The 20,980-nt window shown below is 70.7% G+C and carries 18 protein-coding genes, 1 tRNA gene and 1 pseudogene; 12 read left to right on the top strand and 8 right to left on the bottom strand.

The annotated features are described in order from the left end of the window. Positions 1-34 precede the first annotated feature (34 nt). Both PXH83_RS07015 and PXH83_RS07020 read left to right on the top strand, forming a co-directional pair. Positions 35-1,018 (top strand): peptidoglycan-binding domain-containing protein, encoded by a 984-nt coding sequence (locus tag PXH83_RS07015; RefSeq protein WP_274557870.1) that lies wholly within the window; start codon positions 35-37, stop codon positions 1,016-1,018. A gap of 138 nt (positions 1,019-1,156) precedes the next feature. Continuing rightward, complete coding sequence (locus PXH83_RS07020; protein ID WP_274557871.1) at positions 1,157-1,828, top strand: HAD-IA family hydrolase; 672 nt, start codon at positions 1,157-1,159, stop codon at positions 1,826-1,828. Between the two features lie 156 nt (positions 1,829-1,984). On the opposite strand, the gene PXH83_RS07025 is transcribed toward PXH83_RS07020, so the two are convergent. Both PXH83_RS07025 and PXH83_RS07030 read right to left on the bottom strand, forming a co-directional pair. Continuing rightward, positions 1,985-2,566 carry a TMEM165/GDT1 family protein gene (locus PXH83_RS07025; protein ID WP_274557872.1) on the bottom strand — a complete coding sequence of 194 codons (582 nt, stop codon included), beginning with the start codon at positions 2,564-2,566 and terminating at the stop codon, positions 1,985-1,987. 221 nt (positions 2,567-2,787) lie between these two features. After that, positions 2,788-3,609: an ABC transporter permease gene (locus PXH83_RS07030; protein ID WP_274557873.1), complete on the bottom strand. Its 822-nt coding sequence runs from the start codon at positions 3,607-3,609 to the stop codon at positions 2,788-2,790. A 176-nt stretch (positions 3,610-3,785) separates the two neighbouring features. Here PXH83_RS07030 and PXH83_RS07035 point away from each other — a divergent pair, with 176 nt between their 5' ends. From PXH83_RS07035 to PXH83_RS07050, 4 genes are all read left to right on the top strand, one after another. Then, on the top strand, positions 3,786-4,430 hold the full coding sequence (locus PXH83_RS07035) for an HNH endonuclease family protein (protein ID WP_274557875.1): 645 nt from the start codon (positions 3,786-3,788) through the stop codon (positions 4,428-4,430). 79 nt (positions 4,431-4,509) lie between these two features. Then, on the top strand, positions 4,510-6,258 hold the full coding sequence (locus PXH83_RS07040) for an alkaline phosphatase D family protein (protein ID WP_274557876.1): 1,749 nt from the start codon (positions 4,510-4,512) through the stop codon (positions 6,256-6,258). 106 nt (positions 6,259-6,364) lie between these two features. Further along, positions 6,365-8,320, top strand: coding sequence for an FAD/NAD(P)-binding protein (locus PXH83_RS07045; RefSeq protein WP_274557877.1), 1,956 nt, complete (start codon positions 6,365-6,367; stop codon positions 8,318-8,320). A gap of 210 nt (positions 8,321-8,530) precedes the next feature. Beyond that, positions 8,531-9,166 (top strand): DedA family protein, encoded by a 636-nt coding sequence (locus PXH83_RS07050; protein ID WP_274562711.1) that lies wholly within the window; start codon positions 8,531-8,533, stop codon positions 9,164-9,166. Positions 9,167-9,178: 12 nt separating this feature from the next. Here the strand turns inward: PXH83_RS07050 and PXH83_RS07055 are convergent, their stop codons facing one another. Then, on the bottom strand, positions 9,179-9,406 hold the full coding sequence (locus PXH83_RS07055; protein WP_214916738.1) for a DUF2277 domain-containing protein: 228 nt from the start codon (positions 9,404-9,406) through the stop codon (positions 9,179-9,181). 503 nt (positions 9,407-9,909) lie between these two features. On the opposite strand from PXH83_RS07055, the gene PXH83_RS07060 reads away from it, so the two are divergent. Beyond that, the gene (locus PXH83_RS07060; protein WP_274557879.1) at positions 9,910-10,365 is read left to right on the top strand and encodes a hypothetical protein; all 456 of its coding nucleotides are present in this window, start codon (positions 9,910-9,912) and stop codon (positions 10,363-10,365) included. An 8-nt stretch (positions 10,366-10,373) separates the two neighbouring features. Beyond that, positions 10,374-11,135, top strand: a pseudogene (locus PXH83_RS07065) (sigma factor-like helix-turn-helix DNA-binding protein); the annotation flags it as partial. A gap of 751 nt (positions 11,136-11,886) precedes the next feature. On the opposite strand, the gene PXH83_RS07070 reads toward PXH83_RS07065, so the two are convergent. After that, positions 11,887-11,961: transfer RNA gene (locus tag PXH83_RS07070), tRNA-Val, on the bottom strand. Between the two features lie 209 nt (positions 11,962-12,170). On the opposite strand from PXH83_RS07070, the gene PXH83_RS07075 reads away from it, so the two are divergent. The 3 genes from PXH83_RS07075 (at position 12,171) to PXH83_RS07085 (ending at position 14,636) form a co-directional block, all read left to right on the top strand. After that, positions 12,171-12,929, top strand: a complete 759-nt coding sequence (locus PXH83_RS07075) for a DUF4097 family beta strand repeat-containing protein (RefSeq protein WP_338054700.1) — start codon at positions 12,171-12,173, stop codon at positions 12,927-12,929. Positions 12,930-13,002: 73 nt separating this feature from the next. Continuing rightward, positions 13,003-14,385 (top strand): hypothetical protein, encoded by a 1,383-nt coding sequence (locus tag PXH83_RS07080; protein WP_274557881.1) that lies wholly within the window; start codon positions 13,003-13,005, stop codon positions 14,383-14,385. Positions 14,386-14,414: 29 nt separating this feature from the next. Continuing rightward, complete coding sequence (locus PXH83_RS07085) at positions 14,415-14,636, top strand: FmdB family zinc ribbon protein (RefSeq protein WP_274557883.1); 222 nt, start codon at positions 14,415-14,417, stop codon at positions 14,634-14,636. Between the two features lie 19 nt (positions 14,637-14,655). Here PXH83_RS07085 and PXH83_RS07090 read toward each other — a convergent pair whose 3' ends face one another. From PXH83_RS07090 to PXH83_RS07105, 4 genes are all read right to left on the bottom strand, one after another. Then, positions 14,656-15,315, bottom strand: a complete 660-nt coding sequence (locus tag PXH83_RS07090; protein WP_274557885.1) for an O-methyltransferase — start codon at positions 15,313-15,315, stop codon at positions 14,656-14,658. A gap of 67 nt (positions 15,316-15,382) precedes the next feature. After that, the gene (locus PXH83_RS07095; protein ID WP_274557888.1) at positions 15,383-16,213 is read right to left on the bottom strand and encodes an HAD family hydrolase; all 831 of its coding nucleotides are present in this window, start codon (positions 16,211-16,213) and stop codon (positions 15,383-15,385) included. Beyond that, a complete protein-coding gene (locus PXH83_RS07100) occupies positions 16,210-18,786 on the bottom strand; it encodes a phosphoribosyltransferase (RefSeq protein ID WP_274557890.1) in 2,577 nt (858 codons plus the stop codon). The genes PXH83_RS07095 and PXH83_RS07100 overlap by 4 nt, the downstream gene beginning before the upstream one ends. A gap of 14 nt (positions 18,787-18,800) precedes the next feature. Then, complete coding sequence (locus PXH83_RS07105) at positions 18,801-19,961, bottom strand: HpcH/HpaI aldolase/citrate lyase family protein (RefSeq protein ID WP_274557892.1); 1,161 nt, start codon at positions 19,959-19,961, stop codon at positions 18,801-18,803. Positions 19,962-20,148: 187 nt separating this feature from the next. Here PXH83_RS07105 and PXH83_RS07110 point away from each other — a divergent pair, with 187 nt between their 5' ends. Continuing rightward, positions 20,149-20,973, top strand: a complete 825-nt coding sequence (locus PXH83_RS07110; protein ID WP_274557894.1) for a TerD family protein — start codon at positions 20,149-20,151, stop codon at positions 20,971-20,973. Positions 20,974-20,980: the final 7 nt, after the last annotated feature.

Raw genomic sequence — 20,980 nt, forward strand, 5'->3', positions numbered from 1 at the left:
ATAATCGCTGGCAGTTCGAGGGAGGGGACCCACGGTGAACGGACACATATGTCCTGAGTGCGGTACGGACAGGGGGTCGACGTCGGACGACGGCAGACCCGGCTGCGAGTGCGCCGAGCGGACGGCGGAGGCGGTGAGGGCGGAGCGGACGGCCCAAGTGGCCGCGGCGGAGGACTTCAATCCGCTCCGGATACGCCCGTACGTCACGCTGGAGGAGCCCGCGCCGGGCGAGGCGCCGCCGAGGCCGGTGGTGGCGTACCTCGACGGGGATGCGGCTGTGACGATGCCGCTGGGCGTGGTGAGCGGTTCGGGGGCTGAGCCCGACGGCACGGCGGCGATGGACGCCGTGAACGACCCCGCGAACGACCCCTTCGCCTTTCCCTCCCCCTTCGAGGAGCCGTCCGGACATCCACGGCAGCGGAGGCGTCCCGCCGCGCTGTGGCTCGCGGTGGGCACGGCGGCGGTGGCCGTGGTGGGCACGGCGGCCTTTGCGGGCGGGGTGTTCACCGGGGTCGAGGAGGAGGAGCGGGCGTTGCCGGACACGGTGACGAGCGCGCCGAGCGCGAGCGACGGCCCGGAGCGGTCCGCCTCGGAGTCCGCGGCGGAATCGAAGTCCCCGTCGGCCTCGGCCTCGACTTCGACGTCCCCTTCGGCAACCCCCTCCCCCTCCGCCTCTCTCACCGCGAGCGCCGGCCCCAGCCCCAGCTCATCGCGGCCGGTCACTGCGACCCCGTCGGCGACGCCTTCCACTGCGCGGGCCACTGGCGCGGTGGAGGAAGAGCCGGAAACGAGCGGCGTCACGCTGAGCAGGGGCGACAGAGGGCCGGAAGTCGTGGAACTGCAGGACAGGCTGAGCCAGATCCGGCTGTACAGCGGCCCGGAAAACGGTCACTTCAGCGAACGCGTGGAGGACTCCGTACGGACGTTCCAGTCGTACATGTCCGTCGAGGGCGACCCCGAGGGCACGTACGGGCCGAACACGCGCCGCGCCCTTGAGGCACAGACCGAAGAGCCCTGACCGCCGACTGTGAGGGGGGCGGGGTGGCGCCGGCTCCCTCGTTTTGTATAGTGATGGAACAAAGTGGCCTCCGCCCGTATTCCCTGACCGGCGGGCGGGGCCGCTTGTTCTCTTTCTCCTGCGCTCTGGAGTACGCCGATGCCGGCCACCACCGTTCTGAACGCCCACGCGCTCCTCCTGGACATGGACGGCACGCTCGTCAACTCCGACGCGGTGGTCGAGCGCGTGTGGCGGCGATGGGCCGAGGCGCACGGTCTGGACCCTGAGGAGGCCCTCAAGGTCGTACACGGCCGCCAGGGGTACGCGACCATGGCCGTCCTGCTGCCGGAGCGCCCCGTCGAGCAGAACTACGCCGACAACCGCGAGCTCCTGGCCCAGGAGACCTCCGACGTCGACGGCGTCGTACCGATCGCCGGCGCCCCGGCGTTCATGACCTCCCTGACCGGCCTCTCTTACGCCCTGGTGACGTCGGCGGACGAGGCGCTGGCCCAGGCACGCATGACGGCTGCGGGCCTGCCGATACCGCGGGAGCGGGTCACGGCGGAGATGGTGGGCGCGAGCAAGCCGGATCCGGAGGGCTTCCTGAAGGGCGCGGCGGAACTGGGCCACGACCCGGCGGACTGCGTCGTCTTCGAGGACTCGGAGGCGGGCATCGCGGCCGGCAAGGCGGCCGGTATGCGCGTGGTGGGCGTGGGCCCGCGCGCGGGCGCGCACAACCCGACTGTGCACGTCGACGACCTGACGCAGGTACGGGTGGAGGCGCTGCCGGACGGGACAGTGCGGCTGCATGTGGCGCGCGGGGCGGAGTGACGGGCCGGGGGGCGGAGCAGATTCCGGGGGCCCGGGGCCTGCCCCCACGCGGCGGCAGCCGCACATGTCACAGCCGGGAAGGGCCGGGTAGGGGAACTGCGCCGCAGGCAACCCGCACCACTCAACGCACCCGCACCCCGCACCGCACCGCACCCGTCAGCCCGCAGCCGCCTCGTACAGACTGAGCCCCGCCAGCGCCAGCATCAGCCCCGCCGCCACCTTTGTGATCAGCCGCAGCGGCACGTACTTCATCAGCGTGCGTCCGCCCACGATCCCGATTCCCGCCACCGCCCAAAGCGCGAGCACCGCGCCGAAGCCCACCGAAAGCGGGTTGTCGTAACGCGCGGCCAGGGTCGCCGTCATGATCTGGGTGAGGTCGCCGAACTCCGCGACCAGGATCAGCATGAAGCCCGCGCCCGACACCTTCCAGAAGGACTGGTCGGCGGGGGCCTTGACCTCCTCCTCGCCGTCGTCCTTCTTGAAGAGCAGTACCAGCGCGCCCGCGAGGAACAGGACGCCGACGACCGCCTGCACAAGCCGGTGCGGCAGCAGCGTCAGTACGCTGCCCGCCGCAATGGCCAGCGCCACATGCAGTGCGAAGGCAGCGGCGACGCCCGCGAAGACGTACGAGGCGCGGTAACGGGTGCCGAGCACGAGACCGGCCAGAGCGGTCTTGTCAGGGAGTTCGGCGAGGAAGACGGTGCCGAAGGTGATCGCCATGACGGTAAAACTGATCATGGGGCTGGGGTCCTCAATCGGTCGGGCTGCCCGTACCGAGTGACGAGACCTGCATGATCGTGATCAGGGGTCGCTTCGGCACGGCAGCGTCGTAAAAGACAACAACACTGCGGCCGAAGGTCTCGCTGGCGGACTGAAAGGACCGTAGGGCCCGAAATCATGTCCGCCTCCGGGCGCCGGCTGAGGCGTGCTCAGCAGTATGTCGACGGTCCGGCGAAGAGCTACTCCCCTTCTGCTCCGTACAGGGTACGCGACCGGTACAGCCGCCCCCGCGCCACCAGCTCCAGCACCACAGCGACCGCCACCGCCTGAACCGCGAGCAGCGCGACCAGCACGAACAGCTGCACAATCCCGGCGAGCATCGGCGACGCCCCGCCCAGCAGCATGCCGACGAACGCGCCCGGCAGGGTGACCAGGCCCACCGTCCTGGTCTGGTCGAGGCCCGGCAGCAGCGCGTCCGACGCGGCGGGGCGGGCGATCTCCAGCCGGGCCTCGCGGTCCAGCAGGCCGATCGCCATCCCCGCCTCCACCTCCCCGTGGCGCGTCGCCAGCTCGTCGAGTGCCCGGCGTCCGCCCAGCACCGTCGCGGTGAGCGCGCCGCCGATGAGGATGCCGGTCACGGGGACGAGCGCGATGCCGTCGGGCGGTACGAGCCCGGTCAGCAGGAGCGCCGCGACAACGGGGGCGACGCCCGCGCCGATCGGCAGGGCGGCCCACCACCAGGTCGCGTTGTCGGTGATACGGCGCCCTGCGGTGCGTACGGCGACGGCGTACATCAGCGTCAGGAACGCGAGCAGCAGCCACCCGGACCGTACGACCCACCCGATCAGGAGGGCCACGGCGACGAGCTGGACGGCGGCGCGCAGGCCCGCGACTGCAACGGCGCGGGACCGGCTGCCGCGGCTTCCGTCCTCGGAGAGGCGGGCGAACGCGACCACTGTCACGGCGACGGCGAGCAGCACGGCAAGGACGGCGCCCAGGGTGAAGTTGACGGGCAGTAGAACCTGGTCGGCGGCGAGAGGGCGTACAGGCAGGGCGGGCACGGCCCAACTCTAGGGCGGTGGGGGAACCGTGTCGGGACGTCAGAACACTTGATGTGACGTGCTCATGTCGCCACCCTGTTACCTGGCGCCCATCCCCAGGAAACCTGGCGCCGCCACGATGGCCGGGCCCCAACAGGGGCAGTCCGGCCAAGGCCCCCCACATCAAGGGAGTTCGCATGTCAGGTGTCTACGCGCGTCGAATAGCCGTGCTCTTCGCGTCCGTCGCCATGACCTTCACCGGCCTTCTGGCCACCGCCCCGGCCGCCCAGGCGGCCCCGCCGACCCCCATCAGCGCCTCCGCCGCCCGCTCGTACCTGGCCACGGTGACCCCCAAGGCGGAAGGTTCCTCCAGCGGCTACAGCCGTGACCTCTTCCCGCACTGGAGCACGGTGTCCGGCACGTGCAACACCCGCGAGACCGTCCTCAAGCGCGACGGCGTGAACGTCGTCCAGGACTCCTCCTGCGCGGCCGTCAGCGGCAGCTGGTACTCCGAGTACGACGGCGCCACCTGGACCGCCGCCTCCGACCTCGACATCGACCACGTCGTCGCACTCGCCGAGGCCTGGCGCTCCGGCGCCAACTCCTGGACCACCTCCAAGCGCCAGCAATTCGCCAACGACCTCACCCGCCCGCAGCTCATCGCCGTCACCGACAACGTCAACCAGGCCAAGAGCGACCTCGACCCGGCCGAGTGGCTGCCGCCGCTGACGTCCTACCGCTGCTACTACGCCCGGATGTGGGTCCACGTGAAGCAGTACTGGGGCCTCAGCATGGACTCCGCCGAGAAGTCCGCCCTGCAGTCCGTCCTCAACGGCTGCTGACACCTGGGTGTAGCGGAACCTAGCCGATCTCCTCCGTCGTTCCGTACCGTACGTGCGGGACGACGGAGGGGACATTGCAATGGCAGCAGGGCTGCGCCTGGGACCACTGCTGCGGCACGTCGACCGCGAGGCCGGTGACGCCGCGACCGTATGGGTCGAGGCGGACCGGCCCTGTACGGCGGAGGTGCGGTGCGAGGAGGGCGGCGCGGGCGGCTCGTCCCGTACGTTCCACATCGAGGGCCACCACTACGCGCTGGTCACGGTGACGGGGCTGCGCCCGGGCTCCGAGACGGCGTACGAGGTGCTCCTCGACGGGCGCCGGGTGTGGCCGCTCGAAGACTCCCGCTTCCCCCCGAGCACCATCCGTACACCCTCGATACCTGCGGCGGAGGTGCGTGTCTCCTTCGGCTCCTGCCGGTGGACCGCACCGCCCGCCGGCGAGAGGGACCCCGTCGGCCCCGACGCCCTGGACACGCTCGCCGCAGGCCTCGCCGCCGACCCGACGGCGGTGCGTCCGGACGTACTGATCCTGCTGGGCGACCAGGTGTACGCCGACGAGACGTCGAAGGCGACGCGGCGCTGGCTGGCCGCGCGGCGGGATCTGCGGGAGCCTTCCCCAAGCTCTCGGCTTCGCTCGAGCAGGGGAGACCCCATTGGCGCGGAGGTCGCGGACTACGAGGAGTACACCCGGCTCTATTACGAGTCGTGGCTCGACCCCGAGGTCCGCTGGCTGCTGTCCACCGTCCCCAGCTGCATGATCTTCGACGACCACGATGTGATCGACGACTGGAACACCAGTGCGTCATGGCTGGCCGAGATGCGCGCCACGCCCTGGTGGCGGGAGCGGGTGCTCAGCGGCCTGATGTCGTACTGGGTCTATCAGCACCTGGGCAATCTCTCCCCCGCCGAGCTGGCGGCGGACGAGCTGTACGCGGCCGTACGGTCCACCCCCGACGGAACGGACGCCCTCCGCCGCTTCTCGGCGCAGGCCGACGCCGACCCGGCGTGCGCGCGCTGGAGCTACCGCCGCGACTTCGGCCGGGTACGGCTCCTCATGGTCGACACGCGCGCGGCCCGTGTCCTGGACGAGGGCAATCGGGCGATGCTCCACGACGCCGAGGCGCAGTGGGTGCACGATCAGGCGCTGGAGGACCCGGGATCGTACGACCACCTCCTCATCGGCACCTCCCTGCCGTGGCTGCTGCCGCCGCTCATCCATGACGCGGAGGGGTGGAATGCCGCACTGTGCCGGGGCGAACGCGGCGCGCAGTGGGAACGTTTCGGCGAGGACCTGCGCCGCAGGTCGGACCTGGAGCACTGGGCGGCTTTTCCGGCGTCCTTCGAGTGGCTCACCGGGCTTATAGAGAAGGCCGGTTCCGGCCCCGCTGCCCCGGCCACCATCTGCGTGCTTTCGGGCGATGTGCACCATGCGTACGTCGCCGAGCCGACCTGGCTCGACGGCCGCGTGGAGGCGGGACCGGCAGCGCGGGTGCTCCAACTGACCTGCTCCCCTGTGCACAACAGAATTCCCCGCTCCATACGCCTCGGTTTCCGTTTCGGATGGAGCGGAACGGGACGGCGGCTGGGCCGCTTTCTTGCCCGGCACGGGAGGGTGGACACGCCGCGGATCGACTGGCGCAAGACGTCCGGGCCGTGGTTCGGCAACCAACTGATGACGCTGACTCTGCGGGGACGGTCGGCGGCGCTGAGGCTGGACCAGGCGCGGGCCAAGCGGGGCTGGAGCCTGGTCGGGAATGGGGGCAGGAGCCGGGGCGCGGGTGCGCGGCTCGCGGCCGTACTGGAGCGGGACCTTACAGAGAGACAGTGACCCTTGACAGAGGGACCGTGATCCTTGCAGAGGGACCGTGATCCTTCCCACAGCGGACGAAGATCCTCCGTGACAGGGCTACGACTTCCGGCTCTCCCCCGGCATGATGAGCCGGACCCTCCGCTTCCAGCGCCCCACCGCCCCGGGAGTCACCGTTTTGTCCGCAGTACGCCATGCCCTCGCTGTCGTGGGCGCCGGTCCCCGAGGCACCAGCGTGCTCGAAAGGCTCTGTGCCTCCGTGCCCGCACTGACCCCGGACGTCCGGCTGACGGTGCATGTCGTCGACCCGGCGCCGCCGGGTGCGGGCCGGGTCTGGCGGACGGAGCAGCCCGCCGACCTGCTGATGAACACGGTCGCCTCGCAGGTCACACTCTTCACCGACGAGAGCGTCGACTGCGCGGGTCCGATACGGCCGGGCCCGAGCCTGTACGAATGGGCGACGGCACCCACGCGTACCAACGCCACGACAACGGACACGGCGCTCGGCCCCGACGACTACCCCACCCGCGCCTGCTACGGCCGCTATCTGGAGTGGGTGTTCCGCCAAGTGGTGTGCGGCGCCCCCGAGTCGGTGACGGTTCAGGTGCATTCCGCACGGGCCGTACGCCTCCAGGACGCCCCGGACGGCACGCAGAGCCTCGCGCTCGACAACGGCCTCACGCTGACCGGCCTGAGCGCGGTCGTACTGGCCCAGGGCCATCTGCCGGTGCACCCGGGCAAGTCGGAGTCGCACCTCACCGCGTACGCCGCCCGCCACGGTCTGCGCCACCTGCCACCCGCGAACCCCGCCGACCTCGATCTCTCCGCCCTCGCGCCCGGCGAACCGGTCCTGCTCCGGGGCCTCGGCCTCAACTTCTTCGATCACATGGCGCTGTTGACATCGGGCCGGGGCGGCACTTTCACGCGCGGCTCCGACGGCACCCTCACCTACCATCCGTCCGGCCGCGAGCCGCGCCTTTACGCGGGGTCGCGGCGCGGGGTGCCGCACCAGGCGCGCGGCGACAACGCCAAGGGCCCGTACGGCAGGCACACCCCGCTGCTCCTGACCCCCACCACGATCGCGGCATTCCGGGCCCGCGCGGACGCGGGTGATCCGCCGGACTTCCTGGCCGAGATATGGCCGCTGGTGGCAAAGGAGGTGGAGACGGTCTACTACGAGACGCTGCAAGCCACGCGACTGCGCACGACCGCCACCACGGCCTTCCGCGAACGCTTCCTCGCCACGGCACACCACAGCCCCGAAGAGGCCGCTGTACTGGACGCCTTCGGCATCCCGCACCAGGAACGCTGGTGCTGGAACCTGACCGCCCGCCCGTACACCGGCCGCACCTTCCACAACCCGGCCGACCACCGCGCCTGGCTCCTGCACCACCTCCGCCGGGACGCGGCGCACGCGGCGCTCGGCAATGTCGCGGGCCCGCGCAAGGCCGCCCTCGACGTACTGCGCGACCTGCGCAACGAACTGCGCCGGATAGTGGACCACGCAGGCCTGCCGGGCGCGTCCCGACGCAACCACCTGGACCGCTGGTACACGCCGCTCAACGCCTTCCTCTCCATCGGGCCGCCGCGCCGCAGGATCGAGGAGATGACCGCCCTGATCGAGGCGGGCGTACTGGATGTGGTCGGTCCGCGCATGACGGTAGGGACGGTGGACGGCGCCTTTGTCGCATCGTCACCCGACGTACCGGGCTCCGAAATCACGGCGACGACACTCGTCGAGGCGCGGCTGCCGGAGCCGGATTTGCGGCGTACGTCCGACGAACTCCTCGCGAGCCTGCTGAAGACGGGCCAGTGCCGCCCGCACACGGTCGACGGTTACGAGACGGGCGGCCTGGACGTAACTCGCCGCCCGTACCGCTTGATTGACCACCGGGGCGAGGCACACCCGCACCGCTTCGCCTTCGGGGTGCCGACGGAGGGTGTGCACTGGGTGACGGCGGCGGGCGCCAGGCCGGGCGTCGACTCGGTGACGCTGACGGATGCGGACGCGGTGGCGCGGGCGGCGCTGCGGGCGACGACGGCAGTACGTACGACCGAACTCCTGACGTCGTCGCGCCCCTGACGGTCCGTCGCGCCCTCTGGCGACTCGCCGCGCCCCTCCCTGACTATTCGTCGCGCCGCTCCCCGACTATTGGTCGCGCCGCTCCCCGGCTATTCGTCGCGGCCCCTGACGATCTCCGCCGATATGACAGGCGTACGCTGTATGGCTGTACAGCCGCCCCTGCCGCTCCCCTGCGACGTCGCGGCGTTCTTCACGAACCGGGGAGTCACGTTGTTCGAAAGTGTGGGGGCGCTGACCGGCAGCCCGTGGATCTACGCGGTGGTAGCGCTCTCCGTGGTCCTGGACGTCTTCCTCCCCGTCCTCCCCAGCGGAGTCCTGGTCATCACGGCCGCGACAGCCGCTGCCGCAGGCTCGACCACGGCCGCCGGGGCCACCGGCCAGGTCGCGCACCAGGTGCCCGACATCCTCGCCCTGATGGTGTGCGCGACGACCGCGTCCGTACTGGGCGACCTGGTGGCGTACCGCCTGGCCTGGCGCGGCGGCGAACGCCTGGACCGCGCCATCGCCCGCTCCCGCCGCCTGACCTCGGCGCAGGAACGTCTCGGCACGGCACTCGGCCGGGGCGGCGGCATCCTGGTGGTCATCGCCCGCTTCGCCCCGGCCGGCCGCTCGGTGGTCTCCCTCGGCGCGGGCGCGGCCCACCGCAAGGTGAAGGAGTTCCTGCCGTGGTCGGCCCTGGCGGGCATGGCCTGGGCGGGCTACAGCGTGGGCCTCGGCTACTTCGGCGGACAGTGGCTCGGCGCGACGTGGCTGGCGGCGGCGGTGTCGGTACTGGCCCTGTTCGGAGCGGGCTCACTGGCGGCCCTTTTGATACGGCGCCCGGCCAGGGTCCCGGTAACCCCGTAACCCTTCAGTCGCCTACGCCTTCGCTCTCGCGGCCCCGCGCACCTCAAGCCCGGCGAGCAGCTTGCTGGTGGCCTCGGCGATGTCGGCGACGGCCTGGTCGAAGACGTCCCGATTGTGGGCGGCGGGGGCCCGGAATCCGGAGACTTTACGTACGTACTGGAGGGCAGCGGCGGTGACGTCCTCGTCGGTGGCCTCATGCTCCAGGACGGGCGGTCGGAGAGTCTTGATGCTGCGGCACATACAACGACGGTAACGCCGGACGGCCGGTCGTGGGGCGCTGATTACCACTCGGACTCCACCGCTTCCGGCGTGCGCGCGAGGCCCGCGACCCGGCCGGCCGGGATCGTGGCCGAACTGTCATCGCCGCAGCTGAAGCGTTATCCACCGTCCTCTTCCGGCGAGACCCGGCGCTGTTACGTTCCTCTCTCAGCAGGACGGGCCCAACCACCGAGGAACAAAAAATGCACAGCACGGGCAGGCTCATGGCCGGCGCAGCAGCAGCGCTGTTGCTGGCCAAAGGGACCAGCGCCTGCTCCGAGCCGGGGCCGAGGAGTCCGGGGTCCCTCGTGAGTGATTCCGCCGCGCCACCGCACTCACCGACGGCGAGCGACAGTACGTCCCCGGGAGCTTCCGCTCCGTCGACGCCGAGTCCCACGGCGAAGCCCAAGGCCAAGAGCACCCCGCCCGCCTCACCGAGTAGCCGAACTCCGGAGGCCCCTCCTCCCGTACGGACTCTGCTCTCGATGTCCGCCGCCACCAACGGCGGCAGGCTCGATCTCGTACGCGGCGGAGCCGCCCAGGAGTTCACGGTCACCCTGCGCAACGGCAATACCAGGGCGTACGGACACCTGCGCCTGGCTTTCCAGATGGAGAGCCTCCTGTACGAGCCGGGCGACGTGCGCGGTTCCGGTGAGCCCTTCGTACTGGAGCACTGGGACGATGCGGCGGGCGCCTGGCGCCGCACGGAGTTGCGCATCGCCAATGACGCCATGCCGTACGGGCAGTACGAGGGCGGCGCCCCACTCGCGCGGAACGCCGTACGCACCGAGCGCTACCGACTGCGCGCCGCTCCCGCCGGGCCGACGGGAAGCACGCCCGTCATGGTGCACCTGATCGACACGGACGCTCCTCGGACGGCATCCCCGGAGCAGTCCCGTCCGGCGTACGTCTACCTCCCGCACACCACACGAAGGCCCTGAGATAACGGAACGCGGCCAGGTCGGCCTGGCTGCGCGCGAGCCGCGCCGACACCAGCGGCGTAGAGAACCTCACTGGTTGGTTGACCACGGTGGTGTCACGGGTGTGCCTGAACATGCTGCGTACACGCCAGTCGCGGCGCGAGGACCCCCTCGAAGCTCAGGCGCCCGACCCGGCCGTCGGCCCCGAGGACGGACACGACCCAGAGGAGGAGGCGCTGCTGGCCGACTCGGTCGGGGTGGCGCTGCTGGTGGTGCTCGACACGCTGACGCCGGCCGAGCGGCTCGCCTTCGTACTGCACGACATGTTCTCCGTGCCCTTCGACGAGATCGGCCCGATGATCGAGCGTTCCCCGCCCGCCGCCAGGCAACTCGCGAGCCGCGCCCGCCGCCGGGTCAAAGAAGGCGCCGCCGTGCCGGACCCCGACCTGACCTGTCGGCGCCAAGTCGTCGAGGCGTTCCTGGCCGCCACCCGGGGCGGGGACTTCGAGGCGCTGGTCGCCCTGCTCCACCCGGACGTGGTGCTACGAGCCGACCGCGCGGTCGGCCCCACCCTGGAGCCGATCGTGGTGCTCGGCGCCCACAGGGTGGCCACGGGCGCGATGGCCGCCGCGGGACGGGCCCGGTTCACGGGACTGGCGCTGGTCGACGGAACGGTCGGACTTGCGATGGCTCCCCACGGACGGCTGTTCCTGGTGCTCAGCTTCGCGATCACCGAGGGCAAGATCGCCGAAATCGACGTGATCGCCGACCGGGACCACCTCGGCCGACTTGGCTTCGAACCTGGGAACCCCTCAGCCGGATGGCACCGGGCTGACCTCGGAGGAGCGTGGAACCGGACAGTCTCCGCGTACGTACGCGTACGCGGAGCCGTCCGATTCCACGCTCGTTCAGCGGGCAGGGCGGAGGGAGGCCGACATGACGCTCAGGTTCCTCGGCACCACATCCGACGACAGCGCGGCCCACCCTCTACGAAGTCGGGGAGACCGGTGGCATCGCCGTCCGCCAGCGAAGTCCAAAACTGTCCATCCGGCCAGTCCTCGCAGGCATTTTTTCTGAACTGCCCCGCGATCGAATCGTCACGAACTCTCGGTGAAGCGGACAGACCAGGCGTAGCCGCTCAAGCTGTCGTGCGGGACCCGCCGGACTTCTCTGACCTGGCAACCGTCGTGAGCGTACTTGCGGGCGAACCGGTCGAGGCGCTGCGCGTCGGTGAGATCCTCCATGGACAGCGGTGCTCCGACGACGAGGTCCTGGTGAACGACTGTGTCCTGCGCGGCACCGTCCGAACAGGCCGAGCAATGATGCATTTCAGGTAGGGCCATACCCCCAGTGTCCTCCTTAGCCTGGATGCGCCGAACCCTGGCGCGAATGCAGACGTCGGTGGAGCGAGCGGCTTTGGACGGGAGCTGCCATGGCCAGAGAGATCATGGCCCCTTGGTTGGCCGCGATTCGTGCAGAACCCCGCCCGTCGGATCTGGATGCCAAAGGCCCCCAGCCATGATCGACTGGGGGCCTTTGTACTGGTGGGCGCGGACGGTTTCGAACCGCCGACATCTGCTTTGTAAGAGCAGCGCTCTACCCCTGAGCTACGCACCCGTGGATGAGGCAACAGCGTACATGGCCCAGGGGGCCGGATCCCAACCCGTTGCCTGGTCGGGGGTGGGAGGGGCCGTTGGCGGGCGCAGCTCAGGGGGTGGGGTGGGGTTAACCCCCCTGCTGTTCGGTGGGCGGCCGCATCGTCCTGGGGTGGGTTCCGTTCGTACGGTGGGGGCTCGTCAGTGGGACTACCTGGGGGAACGATCACCGTGGCATTTCGCACCCGCACCTTCCTTGCCGTCGGCGGGGCCGTCGTCGCCGTGGTCGCGTTGAGTGGATGCGGTGGTTCGCAGGCCACGGATGCGCCCGCCGAGGAGAAGGCGTTTGCGTTCAGTGGGGACGCTCTGACCATCGATGCCGACAATTCCGTGCTTGAGGTCGTGCCTGGTGATGTCAAGGACGTGGAGGTCACTCGGCGGGCCGACGGGTGGGTGTTTCTGGGGGAGGGGCCCGAGTCCACCTGGGAGATGAGGGACGGGCGGCTGGTGCTCCGGCAGCACTGCACCGCCTTGGCCAGTGACTGCGACTCGTGGCATCGGGTGACCGTGCCGCGTGGCGTCGCGGTGACCGTTAGGGACGACAACGGAAGCGTGACTGCGGAAGGGTTCGATACTGCGCTCAAGATCCGTTCCGACAACGGTGAAGTGACCGTCAAGGACTCCAGCGGTGCTCTGGATCTGGAGAGCTCGAACGGGGAGGTCCGCGGTCAGGGGATCTCGTCCAAGCGGGTGAACGTCAGCGCCGACACCGGGAGTGTCTGGCTGGCATTTGTGGGTGTGCCTGGGCTTGTGGAGGCAAGCAGTGACAACGGTGAGATCAGCATCGACCTGCCCCGAGCCACCTACAACGTGACGGCCAAGAGCGACAACGGCGACGTCACGGTGGACGTGCCGCGCGACTCCGGCAGTCCGCATGTGGTGAGGGCACGCAGTGACAACGGCGAAGTCAGGGTGCAAAGCCCGAACTAATCGGCCCGTGTGTTCGTCTTTACCTGGTGGGAGAATGTAGCCGGGCAGGGCGGACACAGCACGGGAGAGGGATGTGACGGCGACACGCACGCAGCCGTACACGCAGCAAGTACGCCGCCGTACGAAAGCGGGTGCCGTCCGGGATGTCGTCGCGCTCGTGCTTCTGCCGGTGCCGCTGATCGCCGCGCTTCCCTTCGCCTTCGCGGGCGGCGGGGGCGGTACGAGACGCTGGTTCGGGGGGCGGGGCGAGAGCGTAAGGGCCGACGCGCAGGCCGCCAAGGATGCGGCCGCCGCGGCTTTTTACGAGCTGGACAGCGCGCAGCGTGACCTGCGAATCTCGATCGAGACGATTACCGCAGTGGACAGTTCGGCCAAGGCACGCAAGGTCGTTGAGGACTTCGCGGCGCTGGGGCGGCGTATCGACGAGGTCAGTCATGCGTACATCACGGCCGTCGACGCGCACGATCTCGACCGGGACGACTTGGAGGCCTCGACCGCCGCCCGTGCGCGGGCGGAGCTGACCAAGGCCAAGGACGAGCTGGTACGGGTCAATGGCGAGCTCGACCGCTTCGCGCAGGGGCTCGGGCCGCTGCTCGACACCGCCGAGACGCAGCTCGCCCGGCTCGCGCCCGCCGTGGAGCGGGCCCGGCAGATGCTCCTCGCGGCCAGCAACGCACTCGATGCCGTACGGGCCTCGGGGCTCAAGGCAGATGCTCTCGCCGCGCGGCTCGCGGCCCTCGCGCCCGAGCTGACCAAGCTCAATCAGGGCGCCGGGCGGCACGGCGTATCCGAGACGCTGCAACGCGCCGACCAGGTGTTGCGCGATGCCGAGGCGGTACGGGCCGAGGCCGAGCGGCTGCCGGAGCGGGCCGCCGAGATCGACCGGCGGCTGGTGTCACTGCGGACCCGGGCGCAGGCGCTGACGACCCGGGCCGAAAAGGTCGAGCCGATCCTGAGCGAGCTGCGGCGCCGGTTCACGGCGGCGTGCTGGCAGGACCTGCAGGGCGTACCCGCGCAGACGGAGAGCACCGTCCGGCAGGCCGAGGAGAAGATCCGGGAGGCGGCGAAGGCGCGCGACGAGCAGCGCTGGCCCGACGCCACTTCCCTGCTCAGTACGGTCCGGGCGCTCCTGAACTCCACCGACGAGGCGGTGTCGGCGGCCGGCGACCGCCTGCAGCGGCTCAATGCCGTGGCCAAGGACCCGCAGCAGGAAATCCAGCGCACGCGGTTCGCCATCAGGGACGCGCAGCGGCTTGCCATGGCCGGACGCAACACCCCCGATCCCCGCCATGCCCGCCCGCTGGACGATTCCGTCGCCAGGCTGGACCGGGCTGTCGCGGGCCTTGAGGGCCGCCACCCCGACTACTGGCACTTCCTGACCGAGACAGAGGCCGTACGACGGGCCGTGGCCCGGGTCGTGTCGGACATACGCGAGGAGCGGGGCGCGGGCTCCTGAGCCGTTGCGGGACTCAGTAACCTGTGTGCATGCCCCGTTACGAGTACCGCTGCCGCTCCTGCGACACCAGCTTCGAGCTGAACCGGCCCATGGCCGAGTCCTCCGCGCCCGCCACCTGCCCCGACGGGCACGAGGACACCGTCAAGCTGCTGTCCGCGGTCGCCGTCGGCGGAACCGCCAAGTCCGCCGGGCCGGCGCCCGCTGCCGGTGGTGGCGGGGGAGGCTGCTGCGGCGGCGGGTGCTGCGGCTAAGGCTGCCGCTCCGTCCTGGTCAGCGTTTCCGGGACAGAGTCAGGCCGTCCGCCACCGGGAGCATCACGCTCTCCATGCGCTCGTCGGCCGTCACCCTGTCGTTGAACTCCTTGATCGCGGCCGCGGACCCCGTCGCGTCCGGGTCGACGACCAGGCCGCCGTAGAGGACGTTGTCCGTGGCGATCACCCCGCCCCGGCTCATCCTCGGCACCAGCTCCTCCCAGTACGGGACATAGTTGACCTTGTCCGCGTCGATGTAGGCGAAGTCGATGTGCGGCTCCGCCGGCATGGCGCGCAAGGTGTCCAGTGCAGGGCCGATCCGCAGCTCGACGCGGTCCCCGACGCCCGCCTTATCCCAGGCCTCGCGCCCGTACGCCGTCCACTCCTCCGAGATGTCGCACGCGATCAGCCGGCCGTCGGCGGGCATCGCCTGCGCCATCGACAGTGCGGAGAAGCCGGTGAAGGTGCCGACCTCGACGATGTGCCGGGCGCCGGTCAGCCGTACCAGGAAGGCCAGCAGCGTCCCCTCCTCCTCGGCGGACTGCATGACCGCGTACTCCGGAAAGCGTGTCTGCGTCGTCTCCACGAGCTCGCGCTGCACTGCGTCCAGCGGCGGGTTGTGCGCCATGACGTACGCATACAGCTCATCGGTGATCTTGAGGCTTTTTCCCTTGCTCATCGCGCTCCCTGTCAGGTTGGACTGGTCAGGTCTCTCCCCAATATCACAGGTCGGCCGGAGCTCGCGCTCAGACCTGGAGCCGGGCTGCAGCGCGGATGAAGGACCGCAGGATCTCCTCGCCCGCCGCGACACCCCGCTCGGGCAGGACCGTGACCTGCGGGGCGGTCCAACCCGTGTCGGCCAGCTCGCCGTGCCCAGGACGCCAGCCCCGGTCCGCCGCCAGCAGCAGATCCGCGTCGAGGAGGGAGTCGCCTGCGGCCAGGGTGAGCGTCGCGCCGGTGCGGCGGGCCACCTCGCGCATGGCCGCGCTCTTGGTGAGGGGCTTGGGTACGGCGTAGATCTTGCGGCCCTGCAACGAGACCGTCCAGCCCTTGGCCTCGGCCCACTCGCCCAGTTCCTTCACCCATCCGTCCGGCAGGAGCGCGCGCTCCACGACGAGATATGCGAAGAGGTCCTCGGCGACCCGCTCCTTGAGCAGCCAGGCCGGGTCAGCGGCGCGGACGAGGTGGGCGCGGACCTCGGACAGGGAGGCGCATTCGTCCGCGAGGGTCTTCGCCACCTGCTCCTGCCAGTCCGGGTCGGACACCCCGTCGACCAGGAGGTGGCCGCCATTGGCGCAGATTGCGAACCGGGGCGTGGGGATGGGGAGTTGGATGCGGTGGTACTGCTCGCGGGTGCGGGTCGTCGTCGGTACGAAGCAGGTGTCGGCGGCGAGCTGTGTCATCAGGCCCGCGGCGGTCTCCGTGACGTACGAGAGCGGCTTGCTCTCGTACACCTCGACGCAGAGCAGGCGCGGCGCCTCCGCGTCGGGCATGCGCAGGCCGAGGGCGGCCGCCGAGTAGATCAGCGTGCGGTCGAGGTCACTCGCCACCAGGACGGGAGGGCGTTCGGCAGTCACTTGGATGCCACCGCCTTGCCGTCCGCGCCCGTCGCGCCGCGCGTGTAGCGGGGGTGGATCAGGCCGACGCAGGTGTACGGGAGCCCGTCGACCTCCTCGACCGGTACGCCGCGCTGCTCCGCCAGCAGGCGCACATGGTCGAGGTCGGCGCCGGCGTCGCGCTTGGCGAGGATCTTCCATGGGACGCGGCGCAGCAGGACGCGGGTCGTCTCGCCCACGCCCGGCTTGACGAGGTTCACGTCGTGGATGCCGTACTCCTCGCTGATCCGCTCGACGGCCGCCCAGCCCTCCCAGGTGGGGGCCCGGTCCGCCGAGAGGAGTTCCTTCACCTCGGCGTCGACTTCGTCGGCGACCTCGTCGAAGCGGGCGGCGACGGTGTCGATGAAGTGGCCGGAGACGTCGTCAGCGGCGAGTTCGCGGTAGAACTTCGCGCCGTGGAAGTCGCCCGGGCCGACCAGATCGGAACGCAGGACCGTACGCGAAATCAAGCCGGACACGGTCGAGTTGAGGCAGGCGGAGGGGACGAGGAAGTCCTCGCGGGTGCCGTAGGTCTTTACGCAGCTGCCGGGGTCGGCGAGGACGGCGATCTCCGGGTTGAAGGCCGCGGAGCCCTGGGACCCCTCGGAGCCGTCGGAGTCCTCGAAGCCGTCGAAGGCGCTGAGCGCGTCGGCCAGTTCGCGGGTGATCGCGCCCTTGCCCGTCCAGCCGTCGACGAAGACGACGTCGGCCGGGTCGTGGTTCGCGGCCAGCCAGCGCAGGGCGGTCCGGTCGATGCCCCGGCCCCGGACGATGGAGACGGCGTAGTGCGGCAGGTCGAGGCCGTGGCGGTACTGGGCCCAGCGGCGCATCAGTACGCCCACGGGCGTGCCGGCGCGGGCGAGTGAGACCAGTACGGGGCGCGGGGACCGTTCGGCGAGGACGGTCTCGGTCACGACGGCGACCGCGCGGGCGATGCGGGCTGCCGAGGTCTCCAGGGCCGCCTTGAAGAGCTCCTGGTACTGGGCGCTCGGCTGGTACTCGACGGGCAGCGACTCGGCGTAATGCGCGCCGCCGCTCTGGATCGCCTCCTCGCGCTCCTCCGTCGGGGCTTCGAGCTCGACGTCCGAGAGGTCCTGGAGCAGCCAGCCGACGTCCTCCGGGGCGTAGGAGGAGAAGGCGGGGCCGCGGAGGGGCTCGGGCATGGGCGGTTCCTGCCGTTCGGGGACGTGCTGGGTGCGCGGGGCGTTCTCGGGTACGTACGGCTCGGCTACGCGCAGCTCGGGTACGTACGGCTCGGTTACGCACAGCTCGGGTACGTACGAGGGGACGACCGCCAGCACCACATGCGGGATGTGGGCGGCGAGCCTGGCGAGGAGGCCGTCGGGGGCGTGCAGTTCGGGGGTGTCGGCGGCGGAGTCGACGACGGCGACCACGGCGTCGAACCCGGCGCCGGCGACGTTGTAGGCGTAGCGCGCGCCGGGACCGTCGGCGGGGACGTCGTGTGCCGGGAAGACGAGCCGGGTGCGGATGGCGTAGCCGGGGTCGTCGACGGCGAGTACGGGTGAGCGCGTGGTGGTCGAGTACCGCACTTCGGCGTCGACGCGCTCCTCCAGCGCACCGGCCAGCCTGAGCGGCGCATACATCAACTCCTCGAAGCCGAGGACGAGTACGCGGCGGGCGCCCTCGGGCAGCGCCCCGGCGATACGTTCCGCCATGCCCGGCAGCGCGTCCTCAAGGTCGCCGCGGTGGGCGGGCAGGAACCCGTGCCGCCCGCCGTCGGGCACGCCGGCGGGCCAGTCGAGGTCGATGCGGGCGCAGTTGGCAGCAGCAGGCACAGCGACAGTCGTGGGTGTGGTCGGCAGGGACTCGTGGTGGGCCACCAATGCCCGGCCCTTTTCCAGTACGTCCTCCGGCAGGCGGACCGTTCCCGATGCCATCGCGAGCAGGTCGACCCGCGCGCCGATCTCCCGTGCGAAATCGTCCAGCCTGCCCCGGTCCCGCGCCGAGCGCATGTCGACCAGGGCCACGATCACGTACCAGTCGCGCGGGTAGCGCTCGTGCAGGTCGCGGATGGTGTTGAGCACCGTGTTGCCGGTGGAGAACTCGTCGTCGACCAGGACCAGAGGCCCCTCGCCCGCCAGCAGCGCCGGGTTCTCCGGCAGCAGCAGGTGCGACGTGGCGTGCGAGTGGGACTCCTCGAAGCCGCCCGCCGTCGCCACGCCCGCCACCGGGCGGCGCGTCGAGTGGAGGTACGGCGCGACGCCCACGCCGTCCGCCACCGCGTGGCCGAGTCCGGTCGCCGTCTCGGCGTACCCGAGGACCACCGCGTCGGTGGCCGCGGCCTCGCCGAGCAGTTTTCGTACGTCCTCGCCCAGCGCGAACCCGGCTCCGTACACCCGCGAGGGCAGCTGCGGCACATGCTTGCCCAGCACGTTGGAGACGAGCAGATGAGCCCGCTTCGGGTTGCGGCGCAGGGCCAGGCCCAGCAGATCGTTCAGATCGCCCGGTCCGCCCTCGCCGCCTTCGCCGACGAGTTCGACACCGAGCCGCTCCGCGACCCACGTTCCCGACCACACCACGTCGTCCGTCTCCATCTCAGTCTCGGATCTCAGCCGGTTATGCCGGCGGTCAGCAGCTCCACGAAGCCGACGTCCTCCCGCGCCACGCCGAAGGCCTCGGCGCGCTGCAGCGTGCGTTCGGCCCAGGCGCGGTGCGGCTTCACTTCGTTCATCTTGTTCGTGTACGCGGAACGCAGCACTCCGCCGCCGCCCCGCTCGGGCCGCAGGATGTCCTGTGCGTCGCTGAATTCCTCGTGGCTGACCACCGACAGCGCGTGCACGGGCAGGACGTGCGAGGGGTGGATGCAGGTCTTGCCGAGCAGCCCGTTGGCGCGGTCGAGGGAGATCTCCCGCAGCAGCCCGTCCATGTCGTGCTCGATGAGCGCCGCACGCAGCTTCTCCGCCTCCCCCATGAAGGGGCTGCGGCGCAGCTGCGGCTTGAACATCCGCTCCTGGACCCGGAAGTACTCCCACACGGGTCCGGTGATCGTGAACCCCGTGCCGTCGGAGCGCCCGAGCACATTCACCACGTCGGCGATGACGCCGGCCACGATCTGCACGTCGTACGCCGTCATGTCGGGCGCCCTGCGCAGTCCGTACGCCGAGCAGAAGTCGGTGACTCCGAGACGCAGCGCGAGCACCCGCTCACGGTACTTGTCGACGGTGCGGGCGATGCCGCGGAGCGTCTCCGCCCGGGTCTCCAGGTGGAGCAGCTGCGGCGATTCGAGGACCGGCATCGCGAACAGCCGTTGTCCGCTCTCGGCTTCCGCCGCCGCGAGCGCCTCCAGGAAGCCGACTCCACGATCCTCGGTGAACTTCGGAAGTACGAATCCGGACAACAGCCGCGCCGAGGGCCCGAGCCGGTGCACGAGGTCCGGGATCTGCTCGGGCTCGCGCACCCGGACGAACAGCAGCGGCGGCTCCTTGCCCCGCGCGTCGAGCTCCGCGAGCTGGCGGACGAGGTTCTCCTCGGCGTTGCCGACTTCCGCGTCGTCGATGGAATCCTCCAGGCAGAGCACCATGGAGACGACTCCGCGCCCGGCCTGCTTCGCCACGTCGTCGGCGATCCTCGGCCGCGTGGCCGGGCTGTAGAGCGTGGCTCCCAGGGCGGCCGCAAGCGTCTTCGCCGGGGACTCCGCATTGAACTCGCCCGGCGCCTGATGGAAGAGGCCGTCCCGGACAGAGCGCGGGATATGCCCGAAATGATGCATGAAGGTCCCCCCGTGCTGCCGCAATGGCCTGTCGACGTGTGGCCGGTAATAGTACGTAGGGGAGGGTGTCAAGAGTTCCCCAGGTGGATGAATTCCAGGTAACTCGGGTGCAAGGTCCACTCCGCCGGAGGTACCGAACAGGCCCCCGCGTTGTCCGTACCAGCAGCGGGAAGGCAGGATGAAGGGCATGACGCACGCGATGCTGAAGGGCTCGAACGTCCCGCTCGATGCGACGGCCGTACGGGCCGTACTGCGCTGGACCCCGGGCCCCGACGTCCCAGAAGTGGACGCCTCGGCTCTGCTGCTCGGCGTCGACCGGCGCGTGCGCTCCGACGAGGACTTCGTCTTCTACAACCAGCCCCGCCACCCCTCCGGCCTGGTCCGTAGCCTGGGCAAGAAGCGGCTCCCGGACTGTGTCACCGACTCGGTGCAGACGGACCTGGCGACGCTCGAACCCGCCGTGGACCGGGTCCTGATAGTCGCCTCCACGGACGACGTCCCGTTCGAGCGCGTACGGGACCTGCGTATCGAGGTGTACGACGCCACGGCGGCCGGCAGCGGCGAGCCGCTCGCGTACTTCGAGGTCAGACCGGAGACCGGTGCGGAGACCGCGCTGATCTGCGGTGAGCTGTACCGGCGCGGCGAGGGCTGGAAGTTCCGGGCGCTGGGCGAGGGCTACTCGAACGGTCTGATCGGGCTGGCCACCGACCACGGCATCTCCGTGGACGAGACAGGGAACGAGAGCGAGCCCGAGGGAACTGCCGCGGCAGCAGAGCCCGCACCGGCCTCCGAGCCCTCGGCGCCTCCCGTCCAGCCCGCCGAGCCCGCGTACGGCTACCCTCAGCCCGCCACGCCTCCGCCGGCACCCGCACCTGCCCCGGCCTACGGCTACCCCCAGGCAGCGACGACACAGCCCGCCTACGGCTACCCGCAGCCGGCCGCCGCCGCTGCCTTCGCGCCGGACCCGAACTTCAGGCTGCCGCCGCAGGGCCCCCAGTTCGTCCGCCCCTAGGGCGGAG

The sequence above is a fragment of the Streptomyces spiramyceticus genome, from assembly GCF_028807635.1.
GTDB lineage: Bacteria > Actinomycetota > Actinomycetes > Streptomycetales > Streptomycetaceae > Streptomyces > Streptomyces spiramyceticus.